20 protein-coding genes are annotated in these 21,279 nt (G+C 63.7%); 14 read left to right on the top strand and 6 right to left on the bottom strand.

Going from position 1 to position 21,279, the window contains the following annotated elements; genetic code table 11:
- Window positions 1–33: 33 nt before the first annotated feature.
- Window positions 34–1,287, bottom strand: coding sequence for a tyrosine--tRNA ligase (gene tyrS / locus GGQ99_RS07565; RefSeq protein WP_183261749.1), 1,254 nt, complete (start codon window positions 1,285–1,287; stop codon window positions 34–36).
- A gap of 105 nt (window positions 1,288–1,392) precedes the next feature.
- On the opposite strand from tyrS, the gene GGQ99_RS07560 reads away from it, so the two are divergent.
- From GGQ99_RS07560 to GGQ99_RS07550, 3 genes are all read left to right on the top strand, one after another.
- Entirely contained in the window at window positions 1,393–2,517 is a 1,125-nt protein-coding gene (locus GGQ99_RS07560) for an anhydro-N-acetylmuramic acid kinase (protein WP_183261747.1), read from the top strand.
- 95 nt (window positions 2,518–2,612) lie between these two features.
- On the top strand, window positions 2,613–3,971 hold the full coding sequence (locus tag GGQ99_RS07555) for an esterase-like activity of phytase family protein (RefSeq protein ID WP_183261745.1): 1,359 nt from the start codon (window positions 2,613–2,615) through the stop codon (window positions 3,969–3,971).
- A 222-nt stretch (window positions 3,972–4,193) separates the two neighbouring features.
- Window positions 4,194–5,108 carry an HPP family protein gene (locus tag GGQ99_RS07550; protein ID WP_210307746.1) on the top strand — a complete coding sequence of 305 codons (915 nt, stop codon included), beginning with the start codon at window positions 4,194–4,196 and terminating at the stop codon, window positions 5,106–5,108.
- A gap of 39 nt (window positions 5,109–5,147) precedes the next feature.
- Here the strand turns inward: GGQ99_RS07550 and GGQ99_RS07545 are convergent, their stop codons facing one another.
- Window positions 5,148–5,798: an FMN-binding negative transcriptional regulator gene (locus GGQ99_RS07545; protein ID WP_183261741.1), complete on the bottom strand. Its 651-nt coding sequence runs from the start codon at window positions 5,796–5,798 to the stop codon at window positions 5,148–5,150.
- A gap of 14 nt (window positions 5,799–5,812) precedes the next feature.
- Window positions 5,813–6,487 (bottom strand): alpha/beta hydrolase, encoded by a 675-nt coding sequence (locus GGQ99_RS07540; RefSeq protein WP_108608424.1) that lies wholly within the window; start codon window positions 6,485–6,487, stop codon window positions 5,813–5,815.
- Window positions 6,488–6,705: 218 nt separating this feature from the next.
- On the opposite strand from GGQ99_RS07540, the gene GGQ99_RS07535 reads away from it, so the two are divergent.
- The 9 genes from GGQ99_RS07535 (at window position 6,706) to GGQ99_RS07495 (ending at window position 14,481) form a co-directional block, all read left to right on the top strand.
- A complete protein-coding gene (locus GGQ99_RS07535) occupies window positions 6,706–7,869 on the top strand; it encodes a cysteine desulfurase family protein (protein ID WP_183261739.1) in 1,164 nt (387 codons plus the stop codon).
- Between the two features lie 169 nt (window positions 7,870–8,038).
- Complete coding sequence (sufB, locus tag GGQ99_RS07530; protein ID WP_108608422.1) at window positions 8,039–9,556, top strand: Fe-S cluster assembly protein SufB; 1,518 nt, start codon at window positions 8,039–8,041, stop codon at window positions 9,554–9,556.
- A complete protein-coding gene (locus tag GGQ99_RS07525; RefSeq protein WP_159091663.1) occupies window positions 9,556–9,717 on the top strand; it encodes a hypothetical protein in 162 nt (53 codons plus the stop codon). Before sufB ends, GGQ99_RS07525 begins: the two co-directional genes overlap by 1 nt.
- An 82-nt stretch (window positions 9,718–9,799) precedes the next feature.
- Entirely contained in the window at window positions 9,800–10,555 is a 756-nt protein-coding gene (gene sufC / locus GGQ99_RS07520) for a Fe-S cluster assembly ATPase SufC (RefSeq protein WP_108608421.1), read from the top strand.
- Window positions 10,556–10,565: 10 nt separating this feature from the next.
- Window positions 10,566–11,831 (top strand): Fe-S cluster assembly protein SufD, encoded by a 1,266-nt coding sequence (sufD, locus tag GGQ99_RS07515; RefSeq protein ID WP_183261737.1) that lies wholly within the window; start codon window positions 10,566–10,568, stop codon window positions 11,829–11,831.
- A 190-nt stretch (window positions 11,832–12,021) separates the two neighbouring features.
- Window positions 12,022–13,263: a cysteine desulfurase gene (locus GGQ99_RS07510; protein WP_183261735.1), complete on the top strand. Its 1,242-nt coding sequence runs from the start codon at window positions 12,022–12,024 to the stop codon at window positions 13,261–13,263.
- 5 nt (window positions 13,264–13,268) lie between these two features.
- Window positions 13,269–13,667: an SUF system Fe-S cluster assembly protein gene (locus GGQ99_RS07505; RefSeq protein ID WP_108608419.1), complete on the top strand. Its 399-nt coding sequence runs from the start codon at window positions 13,269–13,271 to the stop codon at window positions 13,665–13,667.
- Between the two features lie 103 nt (window positions 13,668–13,770).
- Window positions 13,771–14,151 (top strand): Fe-S cluster assembly scaffold SufA, encoded by a 381-nt coding sequence (gene sufA, locus GGQ99_RS07500; protein ID WP_108608418.1) that lies wholly within the window; start codon window positions 13,771–13,773, stop codon window positions 14,149–14,151.
- 15 nt (window positions 14,152–14,166) lie between these two features.
- Entirely contained in the window at window positions 14,167–14,481 is a 315-nt protein-coding gene (locus tag GGQ99_RS07495) for a TfoX/Sxy family protein (RefSeq protein WP_183262385.1), read from the top strand.
- 2 nt (window positions 14,482–14,483) lie between these two features.
- On the opposite strand, the gene GGQ99_RS07490 is transcribed toward GGQ99_RS07495, so the two are convergent.
- The 3 genes from GGQ99_RS07490 to GGQ99_RS07480 all read right to left on the bottom strand — a co-directional run bounded on the left by GGQ99_RS07490 (window position 14,484) and on the right by GGQ99_RS07480 (window position 16,874).
- The gene (locus tag GGQ99_RS07490; protein WP_108608416.1) at window positions 14,484–14,807 is read right to left on the bottom strand and encodes a hypothetical protein; all 324 of its coding nucleotides are present in this window, start codon (window positions 14,805–14,807) and stop codon (window positions 14,484–14,486) included.
- A gap of 181 nt (window positions 14,808–14,988) precedes the next feature.
- A complete protein-coding gene (locus tag GGQ99_RS07485) occupies window positions 14,989–15,912 on the bottom strand; it encodes a pseudouridine-5'-phosphate glycosidase (RefSeq protein WP_183262384.1) in 924 nt (307 codons plus the stop codon).
- A gap of 20 nt (window positions 15,913–15,932) precedes the next feature.
- The gene (locus GGQ99_RS07480) at window positions 15,933–16,874 is read right to left on the bottom strand and encodes a carbohydrate kinase family protein (RefSeq protein WP_183261732.1); all 942 of its coding nucleotides are present in this window, start codon (window positions 16,872–16,874) and stop codon (window positions 15,933–15,935) included.
- Between the two features lie 281 nt (window positions 16,875–17,155).
- Between GGQ99_RS07480 and recA the strand changes: the two genes are divergently transcribed.
- Both recA and alaS read left to right on the top strand, forming a co-directional pair.
- The gene (recA, locus tag GGQ99_RS07475) at window positions 17,156–18,247 is read left to right on the top strand and encodes a recombinase RecA (protein WP_108608414.1); all 1,092 of its coding nucleotides are present in this window, start codon (window positions 17,156–17,158) and stop codon (window positions 18,245–18,247) included.
- A 237-nt stretch (window positions 18,248–18,484) separates the two neighbouring features.
- Complete coding sequence (alaS, locus tag GGQ99_RS07470) at window positions 18,485–21,151, top strand: alanine--tRNA ligase (protein WP_183261730.1); 2,667 nt, start codon at window positions 18,485–18,487, stop codon at window positions 21,149–21,151.
- Window positions 21,152–21,279 lie beyond the last annotated feature (128 nt).

Genomic DNA, 21,279 nt, shown 5'->3' with positions numbered 1-21,279 from the left:
CCGGCCATTTTGTATCCTAGCGGGGCGGCCCGATCAGGCCGGGCGCACCAGGATATGCTTCTTCTTGCCGAGTGACAGCTTGACCACGCCTTCCGGCGTCAGGTCCGCCGTGGTAACGGCGCGGCGTTCGTCATTGATCGCCTGGTCGTTGATCCTGACGGCACCGCCCTGGACGTGTCGGCGCGCTTCGCCGTTCGAGGTGGCAAGCCCGGCGCGCACGACGAGCGCAAGCAGGCCGATGCCGGCCTTCAGTTCGTCACCGGCAACGTCCACCGACGGCAGCGTCTCGGCCAGTGCGCCTTCCTCGAAGGTTTTCCGCGCCGTTTCAGCCGATTGCTCGGCGGCGGCGCGGCCATGCAGCATCGCCGTCACTTCGGTCGCCAGCACCTTCTTGGCGTCGTTGATCTCGGAACCGCCGAGGGCAGCGAGCCGTGCGATCTCGTCGAGCGGCATCGCCGTGTAGAGCTTCAGGAAGCGCTCGACATCGGCGTCCTCGGTGTTGCGCCAGTACTGCCAGAAGTCATATGGGCTCAGCATGTCGGCGTTGAGCCACACCGCACCGTTCATCGACTTGCCCATCTTGGCGCCCGACGAGGTGGTCAGCAGCGGCGAGGTCAGCGCGTACAGCTGCGGCGTGCCCAGGCGGTGACCGAGGTCGATGCCGTTGACGATGTTGCCCCACTGGTCGGAGCCGCCCATCTGCAGGCGCAGGCCGTAGCGCTTGTTGAGCTCGACGAAGTCGTAGGCCTGCAGGATCATGTAGTTGAATTCGAGGAACGACAGCGACTGCTCGCGGTCGAGGCGCTGCTTGACGGAATCGAAGCTCAGCATCCGGTTGACCGAGAAATGCTGGCCGACGTCGCGCAGGAATTCGAGGTAGTTGAGCGGTAACAGCCACTCGGCATTGTTGACCATCATCGCATCGCGCGGGCCGTCGCCGAAGGTCAGGTAGTTGGAAAACACCTGCTTGATGCCGTCGATGTTCGACTGGATCATTTCTGGCGTCATCAGCTTGCGTGCCTCGTCCTTGAAGGACGGGTCGCCGACCATGCCGGTGCCGCCGCCCATCAGAGGGACGGGGCGATGGCCGGTTTTCTGCATCCAGTACAGCATCATGATCTGGATCAGGCCGCCGGCATGCAGGCTCGATGCGGTCGGATCGAAGCCGATATAGGCAGACACGGTTTCCTTGCAAAAGAGGTCGTCGAGGCCGGCGTCATCGGAGGTCTGGTGGATGAAGCCGCGCTCGGAAAGGGTGCGCAGGAAATCGGATTTGAAGCCGGACATGGTTCTTTCTCTTGGCGGACGATTGGATCGGACGATCCGGCATTGGATCGGCGAAGCTGGGGCTTTAGCATCTGAAGCCTTGGAATCACAAGGACGGCGGACTTCATGGCGTTTCTGACAGCCATCGGACTAATGAGCGGCACCTCGATGGATGGCATCGACCTCGCCATCCTGCGCAGCGACGGCGCCAATGTCATCGAATTCGGCCCGTCGATGGCGGTGGCCTATGATGCCGCGTTTCGCCGCCGCATCGAGGCCTCGCTCGAAACAGCAAAGGCGATCGTCCGCCGCGAGGACCGCCCCGGCGACCTTGCCGAGATGGAGCGCGAGATCACGATGCGCCACGCACGAGCGGTCTCAGACTTCCTGCTTTCCCTGCCGGCCGAGTGGCAAAAGCCCGATCTGATCGGCTTCCACGGCCAGACGGTGCTGCACCGGCCACATCTCGGCGTGACGGTCCAGCTTGGCGCGGGCGCGCTGCTCGCCCACGAAACCGGCATTCCCGTGATCTACGACATGCGTGCCAATGACATGGCGCATGGCGGGCAGGGCGCCCCGCTGGTGCCGGCCTACCACGCCGCACTCGCCCGCTCGCTGTCCGAACCCTATGCCGCAATGAAGCCCGCGGTGTTCGTCAATGTCGGCGGCATCTCCAACATCACCTACGTGCCGGACGCAGGCGCCCCGGTCGCCTTCGACACCGGCCCGGGAAACACGCTGATCGACCAGTGGGTCAGCCGCGAGGGCGGCGTTCCCTACGATGCTGGCGGCACCATCGCCAGCGAGGGCGGCGTGGTGACCGAGGTGGCCACGCGCTATCTCGACAACCCGTTCTTTGGAAAATCCGGGCCCAAATCCCTCGACCGCAACGACTTCACGCTTGCTCTCGCCGAAGGCCTCGAACTGTCCGACGGCGCCCGCACGCTGGCTCATGTCTCGGCCGAGGCGATCCTGAAATCCGTCGCGCATTTGCCCGCGCCGCCAAAACTTTGGATCGTCTGTGGCGGCGGCCGCAAGAACCCGCACATCGTCGGCGACCTCAGGGCAGGCGCGGAAAAGGCGGGCGCAGAGGTCATCGTCGCCGAGGACGCCGGTCTCAATGGCGACGCCACCGAGGCCGAGGCCTGGGCCTATCTTGCGGTCAGGTCGGCGCTCGGCCAGCCGCTGACCTTCCCGACGACGACCGGATGTCGCGAGCCTGTGACCGGCGGCCAGCGCGCCGAGCCCTGATCGGGAGACTTCATCAAAGTTTCATCGGGGCGTCACCCGCCCGACATGGCACGGACCTAGCTGGAGGGCGTTCCTTCAACCAATCGGGGTCCACCATGCGACGCTCTCTCTATCTTGCTGCGGCCGTTCTCGCGCTCTCCACCGCTTCCGCCTTCGCGGATGAGACGGAATTCAAGGCGACGCTCGCCGGTCACGCGATCCTGCCAGCCAACACCATCATCGCCGCGCCCGAAAATGCACCCGAGCACCTGCGCACCTCGGGCAAGTTCACGACCCCCGACCGCCAGCGCGCCGAAGGCCTGGGCACCGTTCCCGGCAAGGATGGCGTCCGCCTGACCGGGCTATCGCTGCCCTTCGACGGCCAGCCCGTCCAGGGCTTCTCGGGCATCAAGGCGGTCGGCGACGGCACGTTCTGGTCGCTGTCGGATAATGGCTTCGGCAACAAGCTCAACTCGACCGACGCGGCGCTTATGCTGCACCACATCTCGTTCGACTGGGACAAGGGCACCATGAACCGCATCAAGACGCTGTTCCTCACCGACCCCGACCGCAAGGCGCCGTTCCCGATCGTGCTCGAAGGCTCCGACACGCGCTTCCTCACCGGTGGCGACTTCGACGTCGAGTCGATCCAGCCCGTTGCCGACGGCTTCTGGGTCGGCGAGGAGTTCGGCCCCTACCTGCTCAAGTTCGATCTCGACGGCAAGCTGACCGACGTCGTCGGCACCGTGGTCGATGGCAAGCCGGTCAAGTCGCCCGATCATCCGACGCTGACCGTCCAGGCCAACCCGACGCTGCCGATGCCGGCCTTCAATCTCAAGCGCTCGGGCGGCTATGAGGGCCTTGCCCAGTCGAAGGACGGCTCCAAGCTCTACGGCCTGCTGGAAGGTGCGCTGTTCAAGGACGACGGCACCATGGAGCAGGCGGAAGGCAACCGCGCGCTTCGCGTCATCGAATTCGACGTTGCCAAGAAGGAATGGACCGGCCGCAGCTGGCTCTACCCGCTCTCCGCCGGCGGCGATGCCATTGGCGACTTCAACATGATCGACGCCACCACCGCTCTCGTCATCGAGCGCGACCAGGGTGCCGGCACAGCCGCCAAGGCTTGCACTGACGCCAAGAACCCGCAACCGGACTGCTTCGCCAATCCGGCTTTGTTCAAGCGCATCTACAAGATCGAGATGTCGGACGCCAATGTCGGCGGCGCAGTGCGCAAGATCGGCTATATCGACCTGATGAACATCGCCGATCCCGACAACAAGAAGCGTCAGGGCGGCGGCGAGGGTTTCTACGACATGCCTTTCAACACCATCGAGAACGTCGATCTGGTCGATGACACCCACATCGTCGTCGGCGACGACAACAACCTGCCGTTCTCGGCCGGCCGCGCCCTCGACAAGGCGGACGACAACGAGTTCGTGCTGCTCGAGGTCGGCGAGTTCCTGAAGGCCAAGTAAGGCGCCTATCGAAATGAAGGGCGGCCGCCGGCCGTCCGCGATCGAGGCAAGGGGAAAGGTTTCGGCTTGGCCGGAGCCTTTCTTGGATGCGGGTGAAAACATTTATGCGGGCAGCGACAAAACGCGCCTTTGACCTTCCAGGGCGTGCTGGTCGTATAGCGCCAATCTGGCTTGCGAAGGCGAGCAGATCACCAACGCGCTGGAAGTGACTGAAGCATGCCCATGACTGACGATAACAAGCCGCTGGCCGCCTATGCCGCCGCGTTCGGTTTCATACTGCTGATGGTGCTTGCTGCTGTCTTTTTCGGCGATTCCGAAATCGTGCTGCCGGAAATCGCCGCAATGGCGGTGGCGCTCTGGGCCTGGCGCGAGAAGGGGTGGCTGAGGCAGCCCGAAAAGATCTTCATCGTGCCGTCCGTCACTGCAACTATCGGATTTGCAGTCAACCTGCTGGATCAGTCCTTCGTCGTGAAGATCCTGCTGGTGTTGTGCCTGATGCTGGTTGCCATGCGGGCCATCCGCACCAATCTGGCGCCGGCACTTGCGACCGGGTTCCTGCCTGTCGTCACCAACGCCACGCACTACTCCTTCCTGATCGCCATCTTCGTCACCACCTTCGCATTGATGCTGGGCGTCATGCTGTTCAAGCTCAATCGCGGTGTGCCCCGCGAAGCGCCGGTGAAATACCAATACATGCTGGTCTATCTGGCGATACATCTGGTGTGGATCGCCATCACCGTTCTGGCCGGCTATCCGCACATGGCCATCATTCCGCCGATCACCGTTGTGGTCTACGAGTCCCTGCAGATGCCGATGTATATGCGCAAGATGGCGCTCAAGCAGGTGGCTGTGCTCACACTGTCTGCATTGATCGGCACGGTGCTGTTTCTGGCGCTTCAAAACTGGTTTGTGGTCGCCGCCATCGATCTGGCGCTGATCTACGGCTTGCTGCATCTCTTCAAGGCGCGCATCCCTGCAGCCTACGCCTTCCCGTTCCTGCCATTTGTCTTTCCGGCGGAATTCGTCCCGCAACTGCCCTTCGGCGCGGCAATCGTATCCGTGTTCTTCTTCTCATTGGTGTTGGCGTACAAGACTTATGAAAAGAAGCGGATGGCACAGGTTCCGGCCATGGCCTGACTGGCGCCTTCTGGCGCCTCTGACGAACGGACGCCGGGCTTAGCTGTCCGTCAGCCCGCCATATTGCCTGACCAGTTGTGCCATCTCGTCGACGGCGCCCTGGTCGGCCTCGATCCCTTCCGCAACGCCGACGCGGTCGCCGAGCGGCCTGTTCTGGCTGACCTTCCATTTGCCGTCGATGCTGGCAATGTCGATCTCAAGCCCGACAATGCCCTTGATCTGGGCGTCGATGTAGGCCTGGGGTGCATCGGTCACCTGCCACGGTTCCGACCGGCCGGCTTCGTGCGTAGCCGTGAGCCTGGCGACCTGGCCGGCGAGCCAGTCCTTGTCCTCGATCACCCGGACCGTACCGCGCACCTGGACCATTGCGTAGTTCCAGGTAGGAACCACCTTGCCGGTTTCGCGCTTGGTCTCGTACCAGGATGGCGTGATGTAGCTTTCGACGCCCTGGAACACCACCAGCACAGGCACGTCGGGCATTTCGGCCAACAGCCGCCATTGCGGGTTGGCGCGCGCCAGGTGCACCTGCAGCCTGCCGTTCGGCCCGACATCGGCGTCGAGCAGGAACGGCAGCGGATTGGCCACCGGGCCTTCTGCTCCATTGCAGATCAGAAGGCCGAGCGGATGGCTGCGGATCAGCGCATGCAGAACGTCCAGCCGTGTCTCGCGAAACAGCGGAGGTTGATACATGCGCGAAACTCCTCCTAGCGCAGGCGCTTCGGACGCGGGTCCGAAAGCTCGCCGGCGAGACGCCGGTCGAGATACTCGGCGCATTCGTCGATCACCATCTCCGGATCGTTGCCGAAGAAGTGGTTGGCACCCGTCAGCGTCTTCTGCGTGATGGTGATGCCCTTTTGCGTGTGCAGCTTGTCGACCAGGCCCTGCACGTCTTTGGGCGGGGCCACTTTGTCGGCGTCACCATGGATGATCAGGCCCGACGACGGGCAGGGCGCCAGGAACGAGAAGTCGTAGGTGTTCGGCTGCGGCGCGACCGAGATGAAACCTTCGATCTCCGGCCGGCGCATCAAGAGCTGCATGCCGATCCACGCGCCGAAGGAATAGCCCGCGACCCAGCAGCTCTTGGAATCGGGATGCAGCGACTGCACCCAGTCGAGTGCTGCGGCCGCATCCGAAAGCTCGCCCGTGCCATGGTCGAATTCGCCCTGGCTGCGGCCGATGCCGCGGAAATTGAAGCGCAGCGTGGTAAAGTCGCGCTTCTGGAACATGTAGAAGAGGTCGTACACGATCTTGTTGTTCATCGTGCCGCCGAACTGGGGGTGCGGATGCAGGATGATGGCGATCGGCGCGTTCTTTTCCTTGGACGGCTGGTAACGACCTTCCAGGCGACCCGCCGGACCGGTGAAAATGACCTCTGGCATAGAATACTCCACTTGACGCAAAGCCGATGAAACAATCCTGTTGCCAGCCTTGACGCGAGGGACGCGTCTTCTTAGAAGCTAGTTTAGAACTGTTCAAAACTGGGTGGCGAGACCACCTGTTTGGCAAAGCGGGTAGATAGGACGGCTCGCCTTGGAATTTCAAGGAAATTGCGCGTCCCCACACCCAAACGTGATTTGACAGGGCAGATTGAACGGAAATGGCCGGACCGCGCGCCTATCTCGACCACAACGCCAGTGCGCCGCTGCTGCCCGCAGCGCGTGCGGCCGTGGTTGCCGCGCTGGATGTCGCTGCCAATCCGTCGTCCGTGCATAGCGAGGGCAGGGCTGCCCGCAAGATCGTCGAGGATGCTAGGCGTGATGTCGCCGCCCTCGTCGGTGCAAAGGCCGAGCACGTCATCTTCACCTCGGGCGCGACGGAAGCCGCAACCACCCTGCTTTCGCCGGACTGGCGCATGGGCAGCGCAGCGGTCCGCATGTCTCGGCTTTATATCACCGAGGCCGACCACCCTTGCGTGCTGAACGGCGGGCGCTTCTCCGCCGAGCGGATCACCCGGCTCGGCGTCGACAGCAACGGCATCATCGATCTCATTGCCTTGCAGGCCGCACTCGGCGCCCACGACAAGTCTGAAGGCCTGCCGCTTGTTGCGATTCACGCCGCAAACAATGAGACCGGCGTCATTCAGCCCTTCCCATCCATCGCCGAACTGGTCAAGGCGGCGGGCGGCGTGCTCGTGCTTGACGCGGTCCAGGCTGCCGGGCGCATTCCTCTCGACATATCAGCGGGTTGCGCCGATTACCTGATTCTATCATCGCACAAGATCGGCGGCCCCAAGGGCGCCGGCGCCATCGTCGCCATTGCCGACCTGATGATGCCCGCGCCGCTTGTATCGGGCGGCGGCCAGGAAAAGGGCCATCGCGGTGGCACCGAGAACCTGCAGGCGATCGCTGGATTTGGTGCCGCTGCGCGCGACGCCCTGGCGGGCCTCGCCGAGATGGAGCGGGTACGGGCTCTCCGCGATCGCGTCGAGGCAACGGTCGTCAGGCTTGCCCCCGATGCCGAAATCTTCGGAAAGGCCGTCGAACGGGTTGCCAATACGACATTCTTCGCTATTCCGGGCGTCAAGGCGGAGACGGCGCAGATCGCCTTCGATCTCGCTGGCGTCGCACTCTCGGCCGGTTCCGCCTGTTCGTCGGGCAAAGTCGGTCCCAGCCATGTGCTGAAGGCGATGGGTTATGCCGACAACCTCGGTGCCCTGCGTGTCTCGATTGGCCGGGATACGACGGAGGCCGACGTGGAGAAATTCGAAACGGCCCTTGCCGCGCTCCTGGCGCGCCGCACGGACCGTACGAAAGCCGCCTAGGCGGCAGATTTGGCCCAAGGGCCAGTGAACGGGTGTATCAGGGTCGCCGCAAGGCGGCCTTCCGGGTGAATTCCCGGAGAGAATGCACTATATGGAACTTACGCCGCTCCAGCGGTGCCATAGTTTGAAAACTGTCGGGCCTTGACCCCGGCGTGGATGGAGAACGCTTATGCCTGCTGTGCAGGAAACGATCGAGCAGGTCCGCAAGATCGACGTGGACCAATACAAGTACGGCTTCGAATCGTTCATCGAGATGGACAAGGCCCCCAAGGGCTTGAGCGAAGACATTGTCCGCTTCATCTCGGCCAAGAAGGGCGAACCGGAATGGATGCTCGAATGGCGTCTCGGCGCCTATCGCCGCTGGCTGACGCTTGACGAGCCGAACTGGGCGCGCGTCGACTACCCCAAGATCGACTTCCAGGACATCTACTACTACGCCGCTCCCAAGAGCACGCCCGGACCGACCTCGCTCGACGAAGTCGATCCCGAGATCCTGAAGGTCTATGAAAAGCTAGGCATTCCACTCCGCGAGCAGGAAATCCTTGCCGGCGTCGAAAAGACCGTTGATCCGGACCTCGAAGAGGTTGGCGACAATGTCTACAAGTCGGGCCGCGTCGCCGTCGATGCCGTGTTCGATTCTGTGTCGGTGGTCACCACCTTCAAGGAAGAGCTGGCCAAGGCCGGCGTCATCTTCTGTTCGATCTCGGAAGCCATCCGCGAGCACCCCGAGTTGGTGAAGAAGTATCTCGGCACCGTGGTGCCGACGACCGACAACTACTACGCGACGCTGAATTCGGCCGTCTTCACCGACGGGTCGTTCGTCTTCGTGCCCAAGGGCGTTCGCTGCCCGATGGAATTGTCGACCTACTTCCGCATCAACGAGAAGAACACCGGTCAGTTCGAGCGCACGCTGATCATCGCCGAGGAGGGGGCCTACGTCTCCTACCTCGAGGGCTGCACCGCACCCCAGCGCGACGAGAACCAGCTTCACGCCGCCGTGGTCGAACTGGTCGCGCTCGACGATGCCGAGATCAAGTACTCGACCGTTCAGAACTGGTACCCGGGCGACGCCCAGGGCAAGGGCGGCATCTACAACTTCGTCACCAAGCGCGGCGACTGCCGTGGCGACCGTTCGAAGATCTCGTGGACCCAGGTCGAAACCGGTTCGGCGATCACCTGGAAGTATCCGAGCTGCATCCTCCGCGGCGACGATTCTCGCGGCGAGTTCTACTCGATCGCCGTTTCCAACGGCTACCAGCAGATCGACAGCGGCACCAAGATGATCCATCTCGGCAAGAACACGTCGAGCCGCATCATCTCCAAGGGCATCGCCGCCGGCTTCTCGCAGAACACCTATCGCGGCCAGGTCTCGGCCCATCGCAAGGCCACCAACGCGCGCAACTTCACCCAGTGCGACAGCTTGCTGATCGGCAACCAGTGCGGGGCGCATACCGTGCCCTACATCGAGGCCAAGAACGCAACGGCCCAGTTCGAGCACGAGGCGACGACGTCGAAGATTTCCGACGACCAGAAGTTCTACGTCATGCAGCGCGGCATTCCCGAAGAGGAAGCGATCGCGCTGATCGTCAACGGCTTCGTCAAGGAAGTCATCCAGGAACTGCCGATGGAATTCGCCGTCGAGGCGCAGAAGCTCATCGGCATCAGCCTTGAGGGGAGCGTCGGCTGATGGATCCGGTCACGATGGCCTTCTACGCCGTCGTCTGCGGCGGACTTGCGGCGGCGGCGCCGTCGTTTCAGTCGCGTGCCGCACGGCTTGTCGTGGGAACCATCACCGGCATCGTTGCCGCAAGCCTTTTGCCGCTGCTGCGCCGTGTGTTCGGGATCTGAAAATCCCGCGCCGCGCCGGCAACGTCATTGACAGGAATTGCGCCGCCCGCCTCGGCGCCAGATGTGAAGAAAGCTGAAGAGAATGCTTGAGATCAAGAACCTGCATGCCCGTATCGCCGAGAGCGGCACCGAGATCATCCGCGGCTTGAACCTGACCGTGAAGGCAGGCGAAGTCGCCGCCATCATGGGCCCCAACGGCTCCGGCAAGTCGACGCTGTCCTACATCCTCGCCGGTCGCGACGACTACGAGGTGACCGAGGGCGACATCCTTTACAACGGCGAGTCGATCCTCGAGATGGATCCTGCCGAGCGCGCCGCCAAGGGCCTGTTCCTGGCGTTCCAGTATCCGATGGAGATACCCGGCGTCGCCACCATGGAGTTCCTCAAGGTCGCGATGAACTCGCAGCGCAAGGCGCGCGGCGAGGAGCCGCTCAAGGTTCCTGATTTCATCAAGCGCGTGAAGGAAGCAGCGGGCACGCTTGAGATGGACTTCAACATGCTCAAGCGTCCGGTCAATGTCGGCTTTTCCGGCGGCGAAAAGAAGCGCGCCGAGATCCTGCAGATGAAGTTGCTCGAGCCGAAGCTCTGCGTCCTCGACGAGACCGATTCCGGCCTCGACATCGACGCGCTCAAGATCGTCTCCGACGGCGTCAACGCACTGCGTTCGCCTGACCGCGCCATCATCGTCATCACCCACTACCAGCGCCTGCTCGACCATATCGTCCCGGATACCGTCCACGTGCTCTACAAGGGCCAGGTCATCAAGTCGGGCGACAAGTCGCTGGCGCTCGAGCTCGAAGAGAACGGCTACGCCGGGATCATCGAAGAGGCGGCTTGAGGTGTCGACGATGAACATGCGTGCTGAAATACAGCGTACCCCGGCGGAGGCGGCGATCGTCGACGCCTTCGGCGAGCGGCTCTCGCTCCTGCCCGGCGACGGCGCGGTCATGGTCAAGCGCGACGATGCGATTGAGCAGATCAAGGCCGGCCTGCCGACCCGCCGCGTCGAATCCTGGCACTACACCGACCTGCGTCGTCTTCTGGCCTCCGTGCCGGCCTTCGACGCCAGCGCGGAAGCCAAGCCGATTGCGGCCCTGCTCGAAGGTTCGACACTGCTTTCGATCGTCAACGGCGTGTCGGCGGCTACGCCTTCCGTTGATGGTGTCACGTTCCAGCGGCTCGGCGACAAGCTCGTCGACGGCAGCTACGCGCCGGCGCTGGTGACCTATGGCAGCGACGACGCTGTCGGCGCACTCAACACGGCCTTCGTTGCCGACGGCTATTTCGTCGACATCGAAGCGGGCACTCAGCTTGAGAAGCCGATCGAGCTGCAGAACGTCCAGGCCGGTGGCCAGAGCCATGTGCGCCTGCCGGTGCGTGTCGGCGCGGGCGCCAAGGCGACCATCGTCGAGCGCCAGACTGGCGAGGGCGCAGGGTTGGCCAGTTCGGTCAGCCAGTTGCTGCTGGGCGACGACGCCGAGGTGCTGTGGCTGATCGTCCAGGACCAGCCGGAGACGGCGACTCATCTCGCCCAGTTCAAGGCCGAGCTCGGCAAGAATGCCAAGCTCACCCTGTTCGTCATGAACGCCGGCGGCAAGCTGGTTCGCCAGGAGGTAATCGTCAAGGCGGCCGGCGAGGGCGCCGATTTCAAGTTGCGCGGCGTCAACCTGCTTTCCGGCGAAAGCCATGTCGACGTGACCATGGTGCTCGACCACACGGTGCCGCACACAAGTTCGACCGAGGTGGTGCGCAATGTCGTCACCGGTCGGGCCAAGGGCGTGTTCCAGGGCCGCATCAACGTCCACCAGATCGCCCAGAAGACCGACGCGCGCATGGCCTGCAACACGCTGCTGCTCTCCGACGACGGCGAGTTCTCGACCAAGCCCGAGCTCGAAATCTTCGCCGACGACGTCGCCTGCGGCCACGGCGCGACCGTCACCGAGATCGACCGCAACCACCTGTTCTATCTGATGGCGCGCGGTGTCGACGAAAAGACCGCCCGCGGCCTTCTGGTGCGGGCGTTCCTGGCCGAGGTCATCGAGGAACTCGAAGACGAAACGGTCGTCGAGCCACTGGAAGAGCTGCTGAGCAACTGGTTTGCGACGCATGGGTAAGTAGTGGCAATTGGCCCTCATCCGGCCGCTTACGCGGCCACCTTCTCCCCGCCGGGGAGAAGAGGGAGCCAAGACCTCGGAAGTACCGCCTTTGACTGGCGCAAACGTCTCCAATCTCCTCTCCCTTCGGGGAGAGGTCGGCCAAGCGAAGCGGAGGCTGGGTGAGGGGGCGTTGGAAAGAGAAGACGCGATGGACAAGAAAGTCGAAGACAGCACCTACGACGTCGAGGCGATCCGCCGCGATTTCCCGATCCTGTCGCGCGAGGTCTACGGCAAGCCGCTCGTCTATCTCGACAACGGCGCCTCGGCCCAGAAGCCGCAGGTGGTGATCGACACCATCGCCAACGCCTATTCCAACGAATACGCCAACGTCCACCGCGGCCTGCATTTCCTGTCCAATGCCGCGACCGACGCCTACGAAAAGGCGCGCGAGAGCGTTCGCCGCTTCCTCAACGCGCCGAACGTCGACCAGATCGTCTTCACCTCCAATGCCACCTCGGCGATCAACACCGTCGCCTATGGCTACGGCATGCCCAATATCGGCGAAGGCGACGAGATCGTGCTGTCGATCATGGAGCATCACTCCAACATCGTGCCGTGGCATTTCATCCGCGAGCGCCAGGGCGCCAAGCTGGTCTGGGTGCCGGTCGACGATCTCGGCGCCTTCCACATCGAGGAATTCGAAAAGCGCCTGACCGACCGCACCAGGCTGATCGCCGTCACGCACATGTCGAATGCGCTCGGCACCGTGACGCCGATCAAGGAGATCTGCCGCATTGCGCACGCGCGCGGCATCCCCGTGCTGGTCGACGGCAGCCAGAGCGCGGTGCACATGCCGGTCGACGTCCAGGATCTCGACTGCGACTTCTTCGTCATGACCGGCCACAAGCTCTACGGTCCCTCAGGCATAGGTGTGCTCTACGGCAAGCGCGAGCTGCTTGAGCGCATGCGTCCCTTCCAGGGCGGCGGCGAGATGATCGTCGAGGTCACAGAGGACGTCGTCACCTACAACGAGCCGCCGCACCGCTTCGAGGCCGGCACGCCGCCGATCGTCCAGGCCATCGGCCTGGGCGCTGCGCTCGACTACATGGACAGTATCGGCCGCGAGCGCATCGCGGCGCACGAGGCGATGCTGCGCGACTACGCCCATGAGCGGCTGCGCGCCATCAATTCGCTGCGCATCTTCGGCGATGCGCCCGGCAAGGGCGCCATCGTCTCCTTCGAGCTGCAGGGCATCCACGCCCACGACGTGTCGATGGTCATCGACCGCCAGGGCGTCGCCGTGCGTGCCGGCACGCACTGCGCCCAGCCGCTGTTGAAACGCTTCGGCGTAACCTCCACATGCAGGGCGTCCTTCGCCATGTACAATACGAAGGCCGAGATCGACGTCCTGGCCGAAGCGCTTGAAAAAGCGCGTAAATTCTTCGGGTGAGCACCATGGAAGACGCTATCGCCGCCACAGTTGACGACACCGCGCCGGAAACGGCGGGCAAGGGAATCGTTTCGGCCTCGGCCATCCCAGCCGACGAGCTGGCGCGGCTGACCGACGACATCGTTTCGGCGCTGAAGACGGTCTACGACCCGGAAATCCCGGCCGACATCTACGAACTCGGCCTGATCTACAAGATCGACATCGAGGACGATCGCACGGTCAAGATCGACATGACGCTGACAGCCCCGGGCTGCCCAGTGGCCGGTGAAATGCCTGGCTGGGTGCAGAACGCCGTCGGCGCCGTCGAAGGCGTATCCGGCGTCGAGGTCACCATGACCTTCGACCCGCCCTGGACCCCCGACCGTATGTCGGAAGAGGCCCAGGTCGCGGTGGGGTGGTATTGAGCCAAGCGACGGTGGTGCTTGCATGGACATGCAATCTTCACCATCTTAGCTCTGGAATGAGTCATTCCCCGGGCCTTGAACCCGGCGACGAATGGAGACTGGAATGGGACGCTTCGCCGTCATCTCAATGACCGACCGGGCCGCCGACCGCGTGCGCGAGATCATGGCCACGCGCGAAAACGCGCAGGGCATCCGCCTCGGCATCAAGAAGGGCGGCTGCGCCGGCATGGAATACACGGTCGACCTGGTGACCGAGCCGAACCCCAAGGACGACCACATCGAGCGCGACGGCGCCCATGTCTATGTCGCGCCTGAGGCGGCATTGTTCCTGTTTGGCACCGAGATGGATTTCGAGATCACCACGCTGCGCACCGGCTTCACCTTCTCCAATCCGAACCAGAGCTCGGCCTGCGGCTGCGGCGAATCCGTCGAACTCAAGCCCGCCGACCTCAAGGCGCTCGCCGAAGCGCGCGCGCAGGTCTGACAGACGAGCTCACCAATCAGCGACGATGCCATTCGCGAGGTTTTCGCAGGGCTTGGCGACCTCACGATCCGCAAAATGTTCGGCGGCAAGGGCATCTATTGCGACGGTCTGATCGTCGGCGTCGACGTGCGCGGCGAGATAATGCTCAAGGCCGACGCGGTGAGTGCGCCGGACTTCGAGGCTGCCGGCGCGAAGCGCTGGACCGATGCCGGCGGCAGGCCGGTGAACATGCCTTACTGGACCATTCCCGACAGCGCTGTCGACGATCCCGACGAACTGGCCGCCTGGACGCGCAAGGCCTATGAGGCGGCGCTCCGTACCAGGAAGTAGTGCTACATCGCATCGGGCGGCACGAAGAAGCAGTTCTCATGCTCTTCCGTCGGATGCAGGCAAATGTGGAACTGGCCGTCCCGAGACGGAATTTCCGAGCCGTAGGGCACGAAATAGCGGTTTCGGTGCGTAACCTTGCGATGATCGCCGGGATCGAGCACGACCGTCCAGCCGCCGCCGCGTTCCAGAACGGCGCTTCCCGGTATGCTCTGGCAGTCGCCGTCGACGGCATCGCCTTGGCAGCAGGCCGGCGGGTAGGTCCAGCCCGAGGCTGTTTGATGCGCGCCCGACTGCAGTGTGCCGGCGACAGTGGCGATTATCAGCAAAGCGCATCTCTGGCACCGCCATCGCGGCGGATCCCGCTGCCTGCAAGCGTGGGGACCGAAAGGCATCGCGCCCCCCATCAGTCGACCCGTCTCTGCGGGTCGACCAATTCTATGACGGCTGCCGCGGCTTTTATATTAGCTAATACTAATTAGATGGAGGCGTGGTACTGGCCGTCTGCTCCTAGCGGGACAGCGAAATCGCGATCTTGGCCGCCAGCCGCGCGTTGTTTTCCACCAGCGCGATATTGGTCTTGAGGCTGGCGCCGTTGGTCAGCTCCAGGATCTTGGCGAGCAGGAACGGCGTCACCGCCTTGCCCGAGATGTTCTGGGCCTCGGCCGCCTTTTGCGCGGCCTTGATATAGCCGGCCATCCTTTCGGTCGGGATCTCGTCGCTCTCGGGCACGGGATTTGCGACCAGCAGGCCACCATCGAGGCCAAGTGCTGCGCGCGTCTGGTAGAGGCGCGCGATCTTTTCCGCCGCGTCGAGCCTCAGCGGTGCCGCATAGGGCGACTTGCGCGACCAGAACGCCGGCACGATGTCGGAACCGTAGGCGACGACCGGCACGCCGCGCGTCTCCAGCACCTCAAGCGTCTTTTCGATATCGAGGATGGCCTTGGCGCCGGCCGAGACCACTATGACGGGCGTGCGCGCCAACTCGTCGAGGTCGGCGGAGATGTCAAAGCTCTTTTCGGCGCCCTTGTGCACGCCGCCGATGCCGCCGGTGGCGAACACCTTGATGCCGACGAGATGCGCCGCAATCATCGTCGCTGCCACCGTCGTGCCGCCGGTCCGGCCTTCGGCGACCGCATAGGCCATGTCGGCGCGCGACAGCTTCATGGCGCCGCCGGTCATCGCCAACGACTCGCGCTCGCCGTCGGACAGGCCGATCTTGATGCGGCCGTTGACCACCGCGATGGTTGCCGGCACCGCACCTTCGTCGGTGATGATCTTCTCTACATTCGCCGCCATCGCGCTGTTGTCGGGATAGGGCATGCCGTGGGTGATGATGGTGCTTTCGAGCGCCACGACCGGCTTGCCTGCGGCGAGCGCGGCTGCAACGGGGACGTGGATATCGATGAAGGGGCGGGCGGTTTCTGGCGTCATGGTGATCTCCTTGGTCCGCGTCATGCCATTTCCCGGGCTTGCGGCACAAGGGCCAGCACCTCGTCGAAGGCTGCTTGGCCGAGTTCCGGTACGGCAGATGGGCTCTCGATCGCCAGTATGGCGGCGGCGATGCCTTGTCTCAATGCGCTTGCCAGCCCTTCGCCGCGCAGCAAGGCGACCGTAGTCGTACCCGCCAGCGCGTCACCGGCGCCGGTGACGTCGACGACCTGGCGCGGCGCCGGCGGGGCGATCATCGAAAGCCCTTCGGCGTCATAGGCAAAGACCGCGCTGCCGCCGGCAGTGACGACGCCGCGCCCGAGACCCGCGGCGCGCAGCCCTTCAACGATCTCGGTTGCGTCGGCAGCCGCATCGGTTCCCGCAAGCACCGCCGCCTCGCGCCGGTTCATGAACAGGCACGACAGCCTGTCGAGGATCGGCACCATCCGCACCGCCTTCGCCGGCGATATGGCGATGGCAAACAGTGGCACCGCGCCGGCCGCTTCTGCCAGGCGCCAAAGTGCCGCCTCTGGCAGGTTGGCGTCGCAGAGCACGGCATCGGTGGCGGCGATGGCCTCCCGCACCTTGGCGCGCCGCATCTGCTTGGGGAAGGCCAGTTCGTACAGTCCCATGTCGGCAAGCGCTGCCACGACATCGCCGTTACGGTCGAGCAATGCCGTGTAGCTCGGCGTCGCGCGGTCGAGAAAGACCGACGACAGGTCCGAGATGCCATTGGCCCCGATTTCCGCTGCCACCGCCTCGCCGGCGGCATCGCCGCCGCGCACCGACATCAACGAACCAGCCGCGCCGCGCCGGACCGCACCGCGCAGCGCGTTGAAGGCTCCGCCGCCGACCTCCTCGCTCATCGCCCCGGGGATCGAGGCCCCCGGCACGAAGGGAGCGGACATCCGCCCGCGACGGTCGACATGGGCGCCGCCGATGGCGAGGATTCTGGGTGACTTCATGCTTGGCTGTCCGGTGGGCGTTTAACGCGGCGAACTTAGTGTTCCATGCGAGAGGCGGCAACCGTCCGCGATTCGCCAAGACGGGTTTTGCCGGGCAACGGGCTGTTTGGCCCATGCGGCATATGATTATACACAGTTTAAAAACAAAAAAAGAACATGGCAATGAATGTCATTTTATTTCAACAGGTTGGCCGCTCTTGCCAAATGTGAACAAAACCGGTACAAATTTATATCGGTATCGGACAGTCCGGCCTTCATTGACGACTACGGGGTGATGTATCATGGCTCAGAATTCATTGCGGCTTGTAGAGGAAAATTCGGTGGACAAATCCAAGGCTCTGGACGCGGCGCTGTCGCAGATCGAACGCGCCTTCGGCAAGGGCTCGATCATGCGTCTCGGTGCCAATGAGCAGGTTGTCGAGATTGCTACAGTCTCCACCGGCTCGCTCGGTCTCGACATCGCGCTCGGTGTCGGCGGCCTGCCGCGCGGACGCATCGTTGAAATCTATGGTCCAGAAAGCTCGGGCAAGACGACGCTTGCTCTCCACACCGTTGCTGAAGCCCAGAAAAAGGGCGGCATCTGCGCTTTTGTCGATGCCGAGCACGCGCTCGATCCGGTCTATGCCCGCAAGCTTGGCGTCGATCTGGAAAACCTGCTGATCTCGCAGCCCGACACCGGCGAGCAGGCGCTGGAAATCTGCGACACGCTGGTGCGCTCCGGCGCCATCGACGTGCTGGTCGTCGACTCGGTGGCGGCATTGACGCCGCGCGCCGAAATCGAAGGCGAGATGGGCGAGTCTTTGCCCGGCCTGCAGGCCCGCCTGATGAGCCAGGCGCTGCGCAAGCTGACCGCTTCGATCTCGCGTTCCAACACTATGGTCATCTTCATCAACCAGATCCGCATGAAGATCGGCGTCATGTATGGCTCTCCCGAGACGACGACCGGCGGCAACGCGCTCAAGTTCTACGCCTCCGTCCGTCTCGACATCCGCCGCATCGGCTCGGTCAAGGACCGCGACGAGGTCGTCGGCAACCAGACCCGCGTCAAGGTCGTCAAGAACAAGCTGGCGCCGCCCTTCAAGCAGGTCGAGTTCGATATCATGTACGGCGAGGGCGTTTCCAAGACCGGCGAACTCGTCGATCTCGGCGTCAAGGCGGGTGTTGTCGAGAAGTCGGGCGCCTGGTTCTCCTACAATTCGCAGCGTCTGGGGCAGGGACGTGAGAACGCCAAGCTATTCCTGCGCAACAATCCCGACGCGGCGCGCGAAATCGAACAGCTGCTCAGGCAGAATGCCGGGCTGATCGCCGAGAAGTTCCTCGAGAACGGCTCGCGCGAAGAGGATGACGGCGAGGACGAAGCCGGGGCGATGTAACAGCGCCCAGGGCTGGATCGATAAGGTCCAGGACAGTCAATCCATGCGACCGCCGGCCATTGTGCCGGCGGTTTGCGTTTGTGCAGCCGGCTTTGACCATCCGGGCGGCGGAATTGCGGGCTTTTGCCGGTCGGGTGTTTCTGGACAGTGTTAAGGTGGGCCGCTAAAAGGCCAGTTCCAATTTCCGCCTGCAAGGGTGGGAAGCATCTGTCCAGGGCGGCGATCAAAGGCGGCAATATGAGTGGCGTGAACGAGATCCGGTCGACATTTCTCGACTACTTCAAGAAGAACGGGCACGAGGTGGTGGCCTCAAGTCCGCTCGTTCCGCGCAACGACCCGACCTTGATGTTCACCAATGCCGGTATGGTGCAGTTCAAGAACGTCTTCACGGGCCTCGAGACGCGTTCCTATTCGCGTGCCGCGACCGCCCAGAAGAGCGTACGCGCCGGCGGCAAGCACAACGATCTCGACAATGTCGGCTACACCGCCCGCCATCTCACCTTCTTCGAAATGCTCGGCAATTTCTCGTTTGGCGACTATTTCAAGGAGCGCGCCATCGAGCTCGCCTGGAATCTGATCACCAAGGAATACGGGCTGAACAAGGACAAGCTGCTCGTCACTGTCTATCACACCGACGACGAGGCGGCCGGCTACTGGAAGAAGATCGCCGGCTTCTCCGATGACCGCATCATCCGCATCGCCACGTCGGACAATTTCTGGGCCATGGGCGATACCGGTCCTTGCGGACCGTGCTCCGAGATATTCATCGATCGCGGCGACCACATCTGGGGCGGACCTCCCGGCAGCCCCGAGGAGGATGGCGACCGTTTCCTCGAATTCTGGAACCTCGTCTTCATGCAATACGAGCAGGTGACGAAGGAGGAGCGCATCGACCTGCCGCGGCCGTCCATCGACACCGGCATGGGCCTTGAGCGCATGGCCTCGATCCTGCAGGGTGTCGAGACGGTCTTTGAGACGGACCTGTTCCGCCATCTCATCGATGCGGCGTCGTCGGCGATCGGTCGCGGGCCGGATGCGAGCAATGTAGGCTCGTACCGCGTGATCGCGGATCACCTGCGCTCATCCTGCTTCCTCGTGGCCGACGGCGTGCTGCCGTCGAACGAAGGACGCGGCTATGTGCTGCGCCGCATCATGCGCCGCGCCATGCGCCATGCGCAATTGCTCGGCGCCAACGAACCGCTGATGTGGAAGCTGGTGCCTGCGCTGGTGCGCGAGATGGCCCAGGCCTATCCCGAGCTCGGACGCGGCGAAGCGCTCATCACCGAGACTCTGAAGCTCGAGGAAACCCGCTTCCGCAAGACGCTGGCGCGCGGCCTCGGCTTGCTGGCTGACGCCACCGAGACACTCGGCTCCGGTGACATGCTCGACGGCGAGACCGCATTCAAGCTCTACGACACCTACGGCTTCCCGCTCGACCTGACCCAGGACGCGTTGCGCCAACGCCACATTTCGGTCGACCTCGAAGCCTTCAACGCGGCCATGGCCCGCCAGAAGGCCGAGGCCCGTGCCAATTGGGCCGGTTCCGGCGAAGCTGCGACCGAGACGGTCTGGTTCGGCGTCAAGGACAGGAATGGCGCCACCGAGTTCCTCGGCTACGAGACAGAGCAGGCCGAAGGCGTGGTCCTGACGCTCATCAAGGACGGCGCCGAAGTCGCAAATGCCGCGGCAGGGGACACCGTCGCCATCATCGTCAACCAGACGCCCTTCTATGGCGAATCTGGCGGCCAGATGGGCGACACCGGCACGATGTCGGGCGAAGGTTTCGTCATTGAGGTGACCGACACGCAGAAGAAGGCGGACGGCCTCTTCGTCCATTACGGCAAGGTGACCAGCGGCAAGCTCAAGTCAGGTGCTGTCGTCGAGCTGAAGGTTGACCATGCGCGCCGCACGCGCCTGCGCTCGAACCACTCGGCAACCCACCTCATCCACGAGGCCCTGCGCGAGGTGCTTGGCACCCATGTGGCGCAGAAGGGATCGCTGGTCGCGCCGGAGCGCCTGCGCTTCGACATCTCGCACAACAAGCCGATTTCGGCGGAAGAGCTCGAACAGGTCGAGCGCATGTCGAACGAGATCGTTGTCCAGAACAGCCCGGTTACGACCCGCCTGATGAGTGTCGACGACGCCATCGCCGAGGGCGCGATGGCGCTGTTCGGCGAGAAGTACGGCGACGAGGTTCGTGTGGTCTCGATGGGCACCGGCCTGCACGGTGCCAAGGCCAACCGGCCCTATTCGGTCGAGCTCTGCGGCGGCACGCATGTGTCCGCCACCGGCGACATAGGCCTCGTGCGCATCGTCTCCGACAGCGCGGTGGCTGCCGGCGTCCGCCGCATCGAAGCACTCACCGGCGAAGCCGCCCGCCGCCATCTCGACGAGCAGGATCGCCGTCTGAAGGCTGTTGCAGCATCGCTCAAGGTTGCGCCCGCCGACGTGCTGGCGCGGGTCGAAGCACTTGTCGAAGAACGCAAGAAGCTGGAGCGCGAACTTACCGAGGCGCGCAAGAAACTGGCGCTCGGCGGCTCCAATGGTGGCGGTGCCGCCGATGAAGGCGAGAGCGTCGCCGGCGTCAATTTCCTCGGCAAGGTGGTGTCGGGCGTGTCGCCGAAGGACCTCAAGCCGCTGGCCGATTCCGGCAAGGCCTCGCTCGGTTCGGGTGTGGTGGTGTTCGTCGGTGCGGGCGACGACGGCAAGGCAAGCGTCGTTGTCGCGGTCACCGACGACCTGACCAAGCGTTTCAGCGCGGTCGAGCTGGTGCGCGTCGCCTCCGCGGCCCTTGGCGGCCAGGGTGGCGGCGGCCGTGCCGACATGGCCCAGGCCGGCGGCCCCGACGCCACCAAGGCAGCCGATGCCGTCGCCGCGGTCAAGGCGGCGATGGCCGCTGCCTGACCGCCCGCCGAAAGAAGATATGAAAAAGGCCCGCTTCGGCGGGCCTTTTTTGTTGCAGCCGCGCCGTCGCAAGTCAGCAGGATTTGTCAAATCCATCTATGGTTTTTTCCAACCGATCGATTTGCATG

The organism is Aminobacter niigataensis (assembly GCF_014200015.1).
Classification (GTDB): Bacteria; Pseudomonadota; Alphaproteobacteria; order Rhizobiales; family Rhizobiaceae; genus Aminobacter; species Aminobacter niigataensis.
Note: the sequence above shows the minus strand (reverse complement) of the source record. Positions and strands in the feature narration are given on the sequence as shown.

What these genes read in the sequence shown, in the direction of transcription:
- GGQ99_RS07535 (WP_183261739.1), top strand. Translation starts at nt 6,706, where the DNA reads ATGGCCGGACCGCGCGCCTATCTCGACCACAACGCCAGTGCGCCGCTG.
- sufD (WP_183261737.1), top strand. Translation starts at nt 10,566, where the DNA reads ATGAACATGCGTGCTGAAATACAGCGTACCCCGGCGGAGGCGGCGATC.
- GGQ99_RS07525 (WP_159091663.1), top strand. Translation starts at nt 9,556, where the DNA reads ATGGATCCGGTCACGATGGCCTTCTACGCCGTCGTCTGCGGCGGACTT.
- sufC (WP_108608421.1), top strand. Translation starts at nt 9,800, where the DNA reads ATGCTTGAGATCAAGAACCTGCATGCCCGTATCGCCGAGAGCGGCACC.
- GGQ99_RS07485 (WP_183262384.1), bottom strand. Translation starts at nt 15,912, where the DNA reads ATGACGCCAGAAACCGCCCGCCCCTTCATCGATATCCACGTCCCCGTT.
- recA (WP_108608414.1), top strand. Translation starts at nt 17,156, where the DNA reads ATGGCTCAGAATTCATTGCGGCTTGTAGAGGAAAATTCGGTGGACAAA.
- GGQ99_RS07555 (WP_183261745.1), top strand. Translation starts at nt 2,613, where the DNA reads ATGCGACGCTCTCTCTATCTTGCTGCGGCCGTTCTCGCGCTCTCCACC.
- GGQ99_RS07510 (WP_183261735.1), top strand. Translation starts at nt 12,022, where the DNA reads ATGGACAAGAAAGTCGAAGACAGCACCTACGACGTCGAGGCGATCCGC.
- sufA (WP_108608418.1), top strand. Translation starts at nt 13,771, where the DNA reads ATGGGACGCTTCGCCGTCATCTCAATGACCGACCGGGCCGCCGACCGC.
- tyrS (WP_183261749.1), bottom strand. Translation starts at nt 1,287, where the DNA reads ATGTCCGGCTTCAAATCCGATTTCCTGCGCACCCTTTCCGAGCGCGGC.
- GGQ99_RS07550 (WP_210307746.1), top strand. Translation starts at nt 4,194, where the DNA reads ATGACTGACGATAACAAGCCGCTGGCCGCCTATGCCGCCGCGTTCGGT.
- sufB (WP_108608422.1), top strand. Translation starts at nt 8,039, where the DNA reads ATGCCTGCTGTGCAGGAAACGATCGAGCAGGTCCGCAAGATCGACGTG.
- GGQ99_RS07505 (WP_108608419.1), top strand. Translation starts at nt 13,269, where the DNA reads ATGGAAGACGCTATCGCCGCCACAGTTGACGACACCGCGCCGGAAACG.
- GGQ99_RS07560 (WP_183261747.1), top strand. Translation starts at nt 1,393, where the DNA reads ATGGCGTTTCTGACAGCCATCGGACTAATGAGCGGCACCTCGATGGAT.
- GGQ99_RS07540 (WP_108608424.1), bottom strand. Translation starts at nt 6,487, where the DNA reads ATGCCAGAGGTCATTTTCACCGGTCCGGCGGGTCGCCTGGAAGGTCGT.
- GGQ99_RS07545 (WP_183261741.1), bottom strand. Translation starts at nt 5,798, where the DNA reads ATGTATCAACCTCCGCTGTTTCGCGAGACACGGCTGGACGTTCTGCAT.
- GGQ99_RS07480 (WP_183261732.1), bottom strand. Translation starts at nt 16,874, where the DNA reads ATGAAGTCACCCAGAATCCTCGCCATCGGCGGCGCCCATGTCGACCGT.
- alaS (WP_183261730.1), top strand. Translation starts at nt 18,485, where the DNA reads ATGAGTGGCGTGAACGAGATCCGGTCGACATTTCTCGACTACTTCAAG.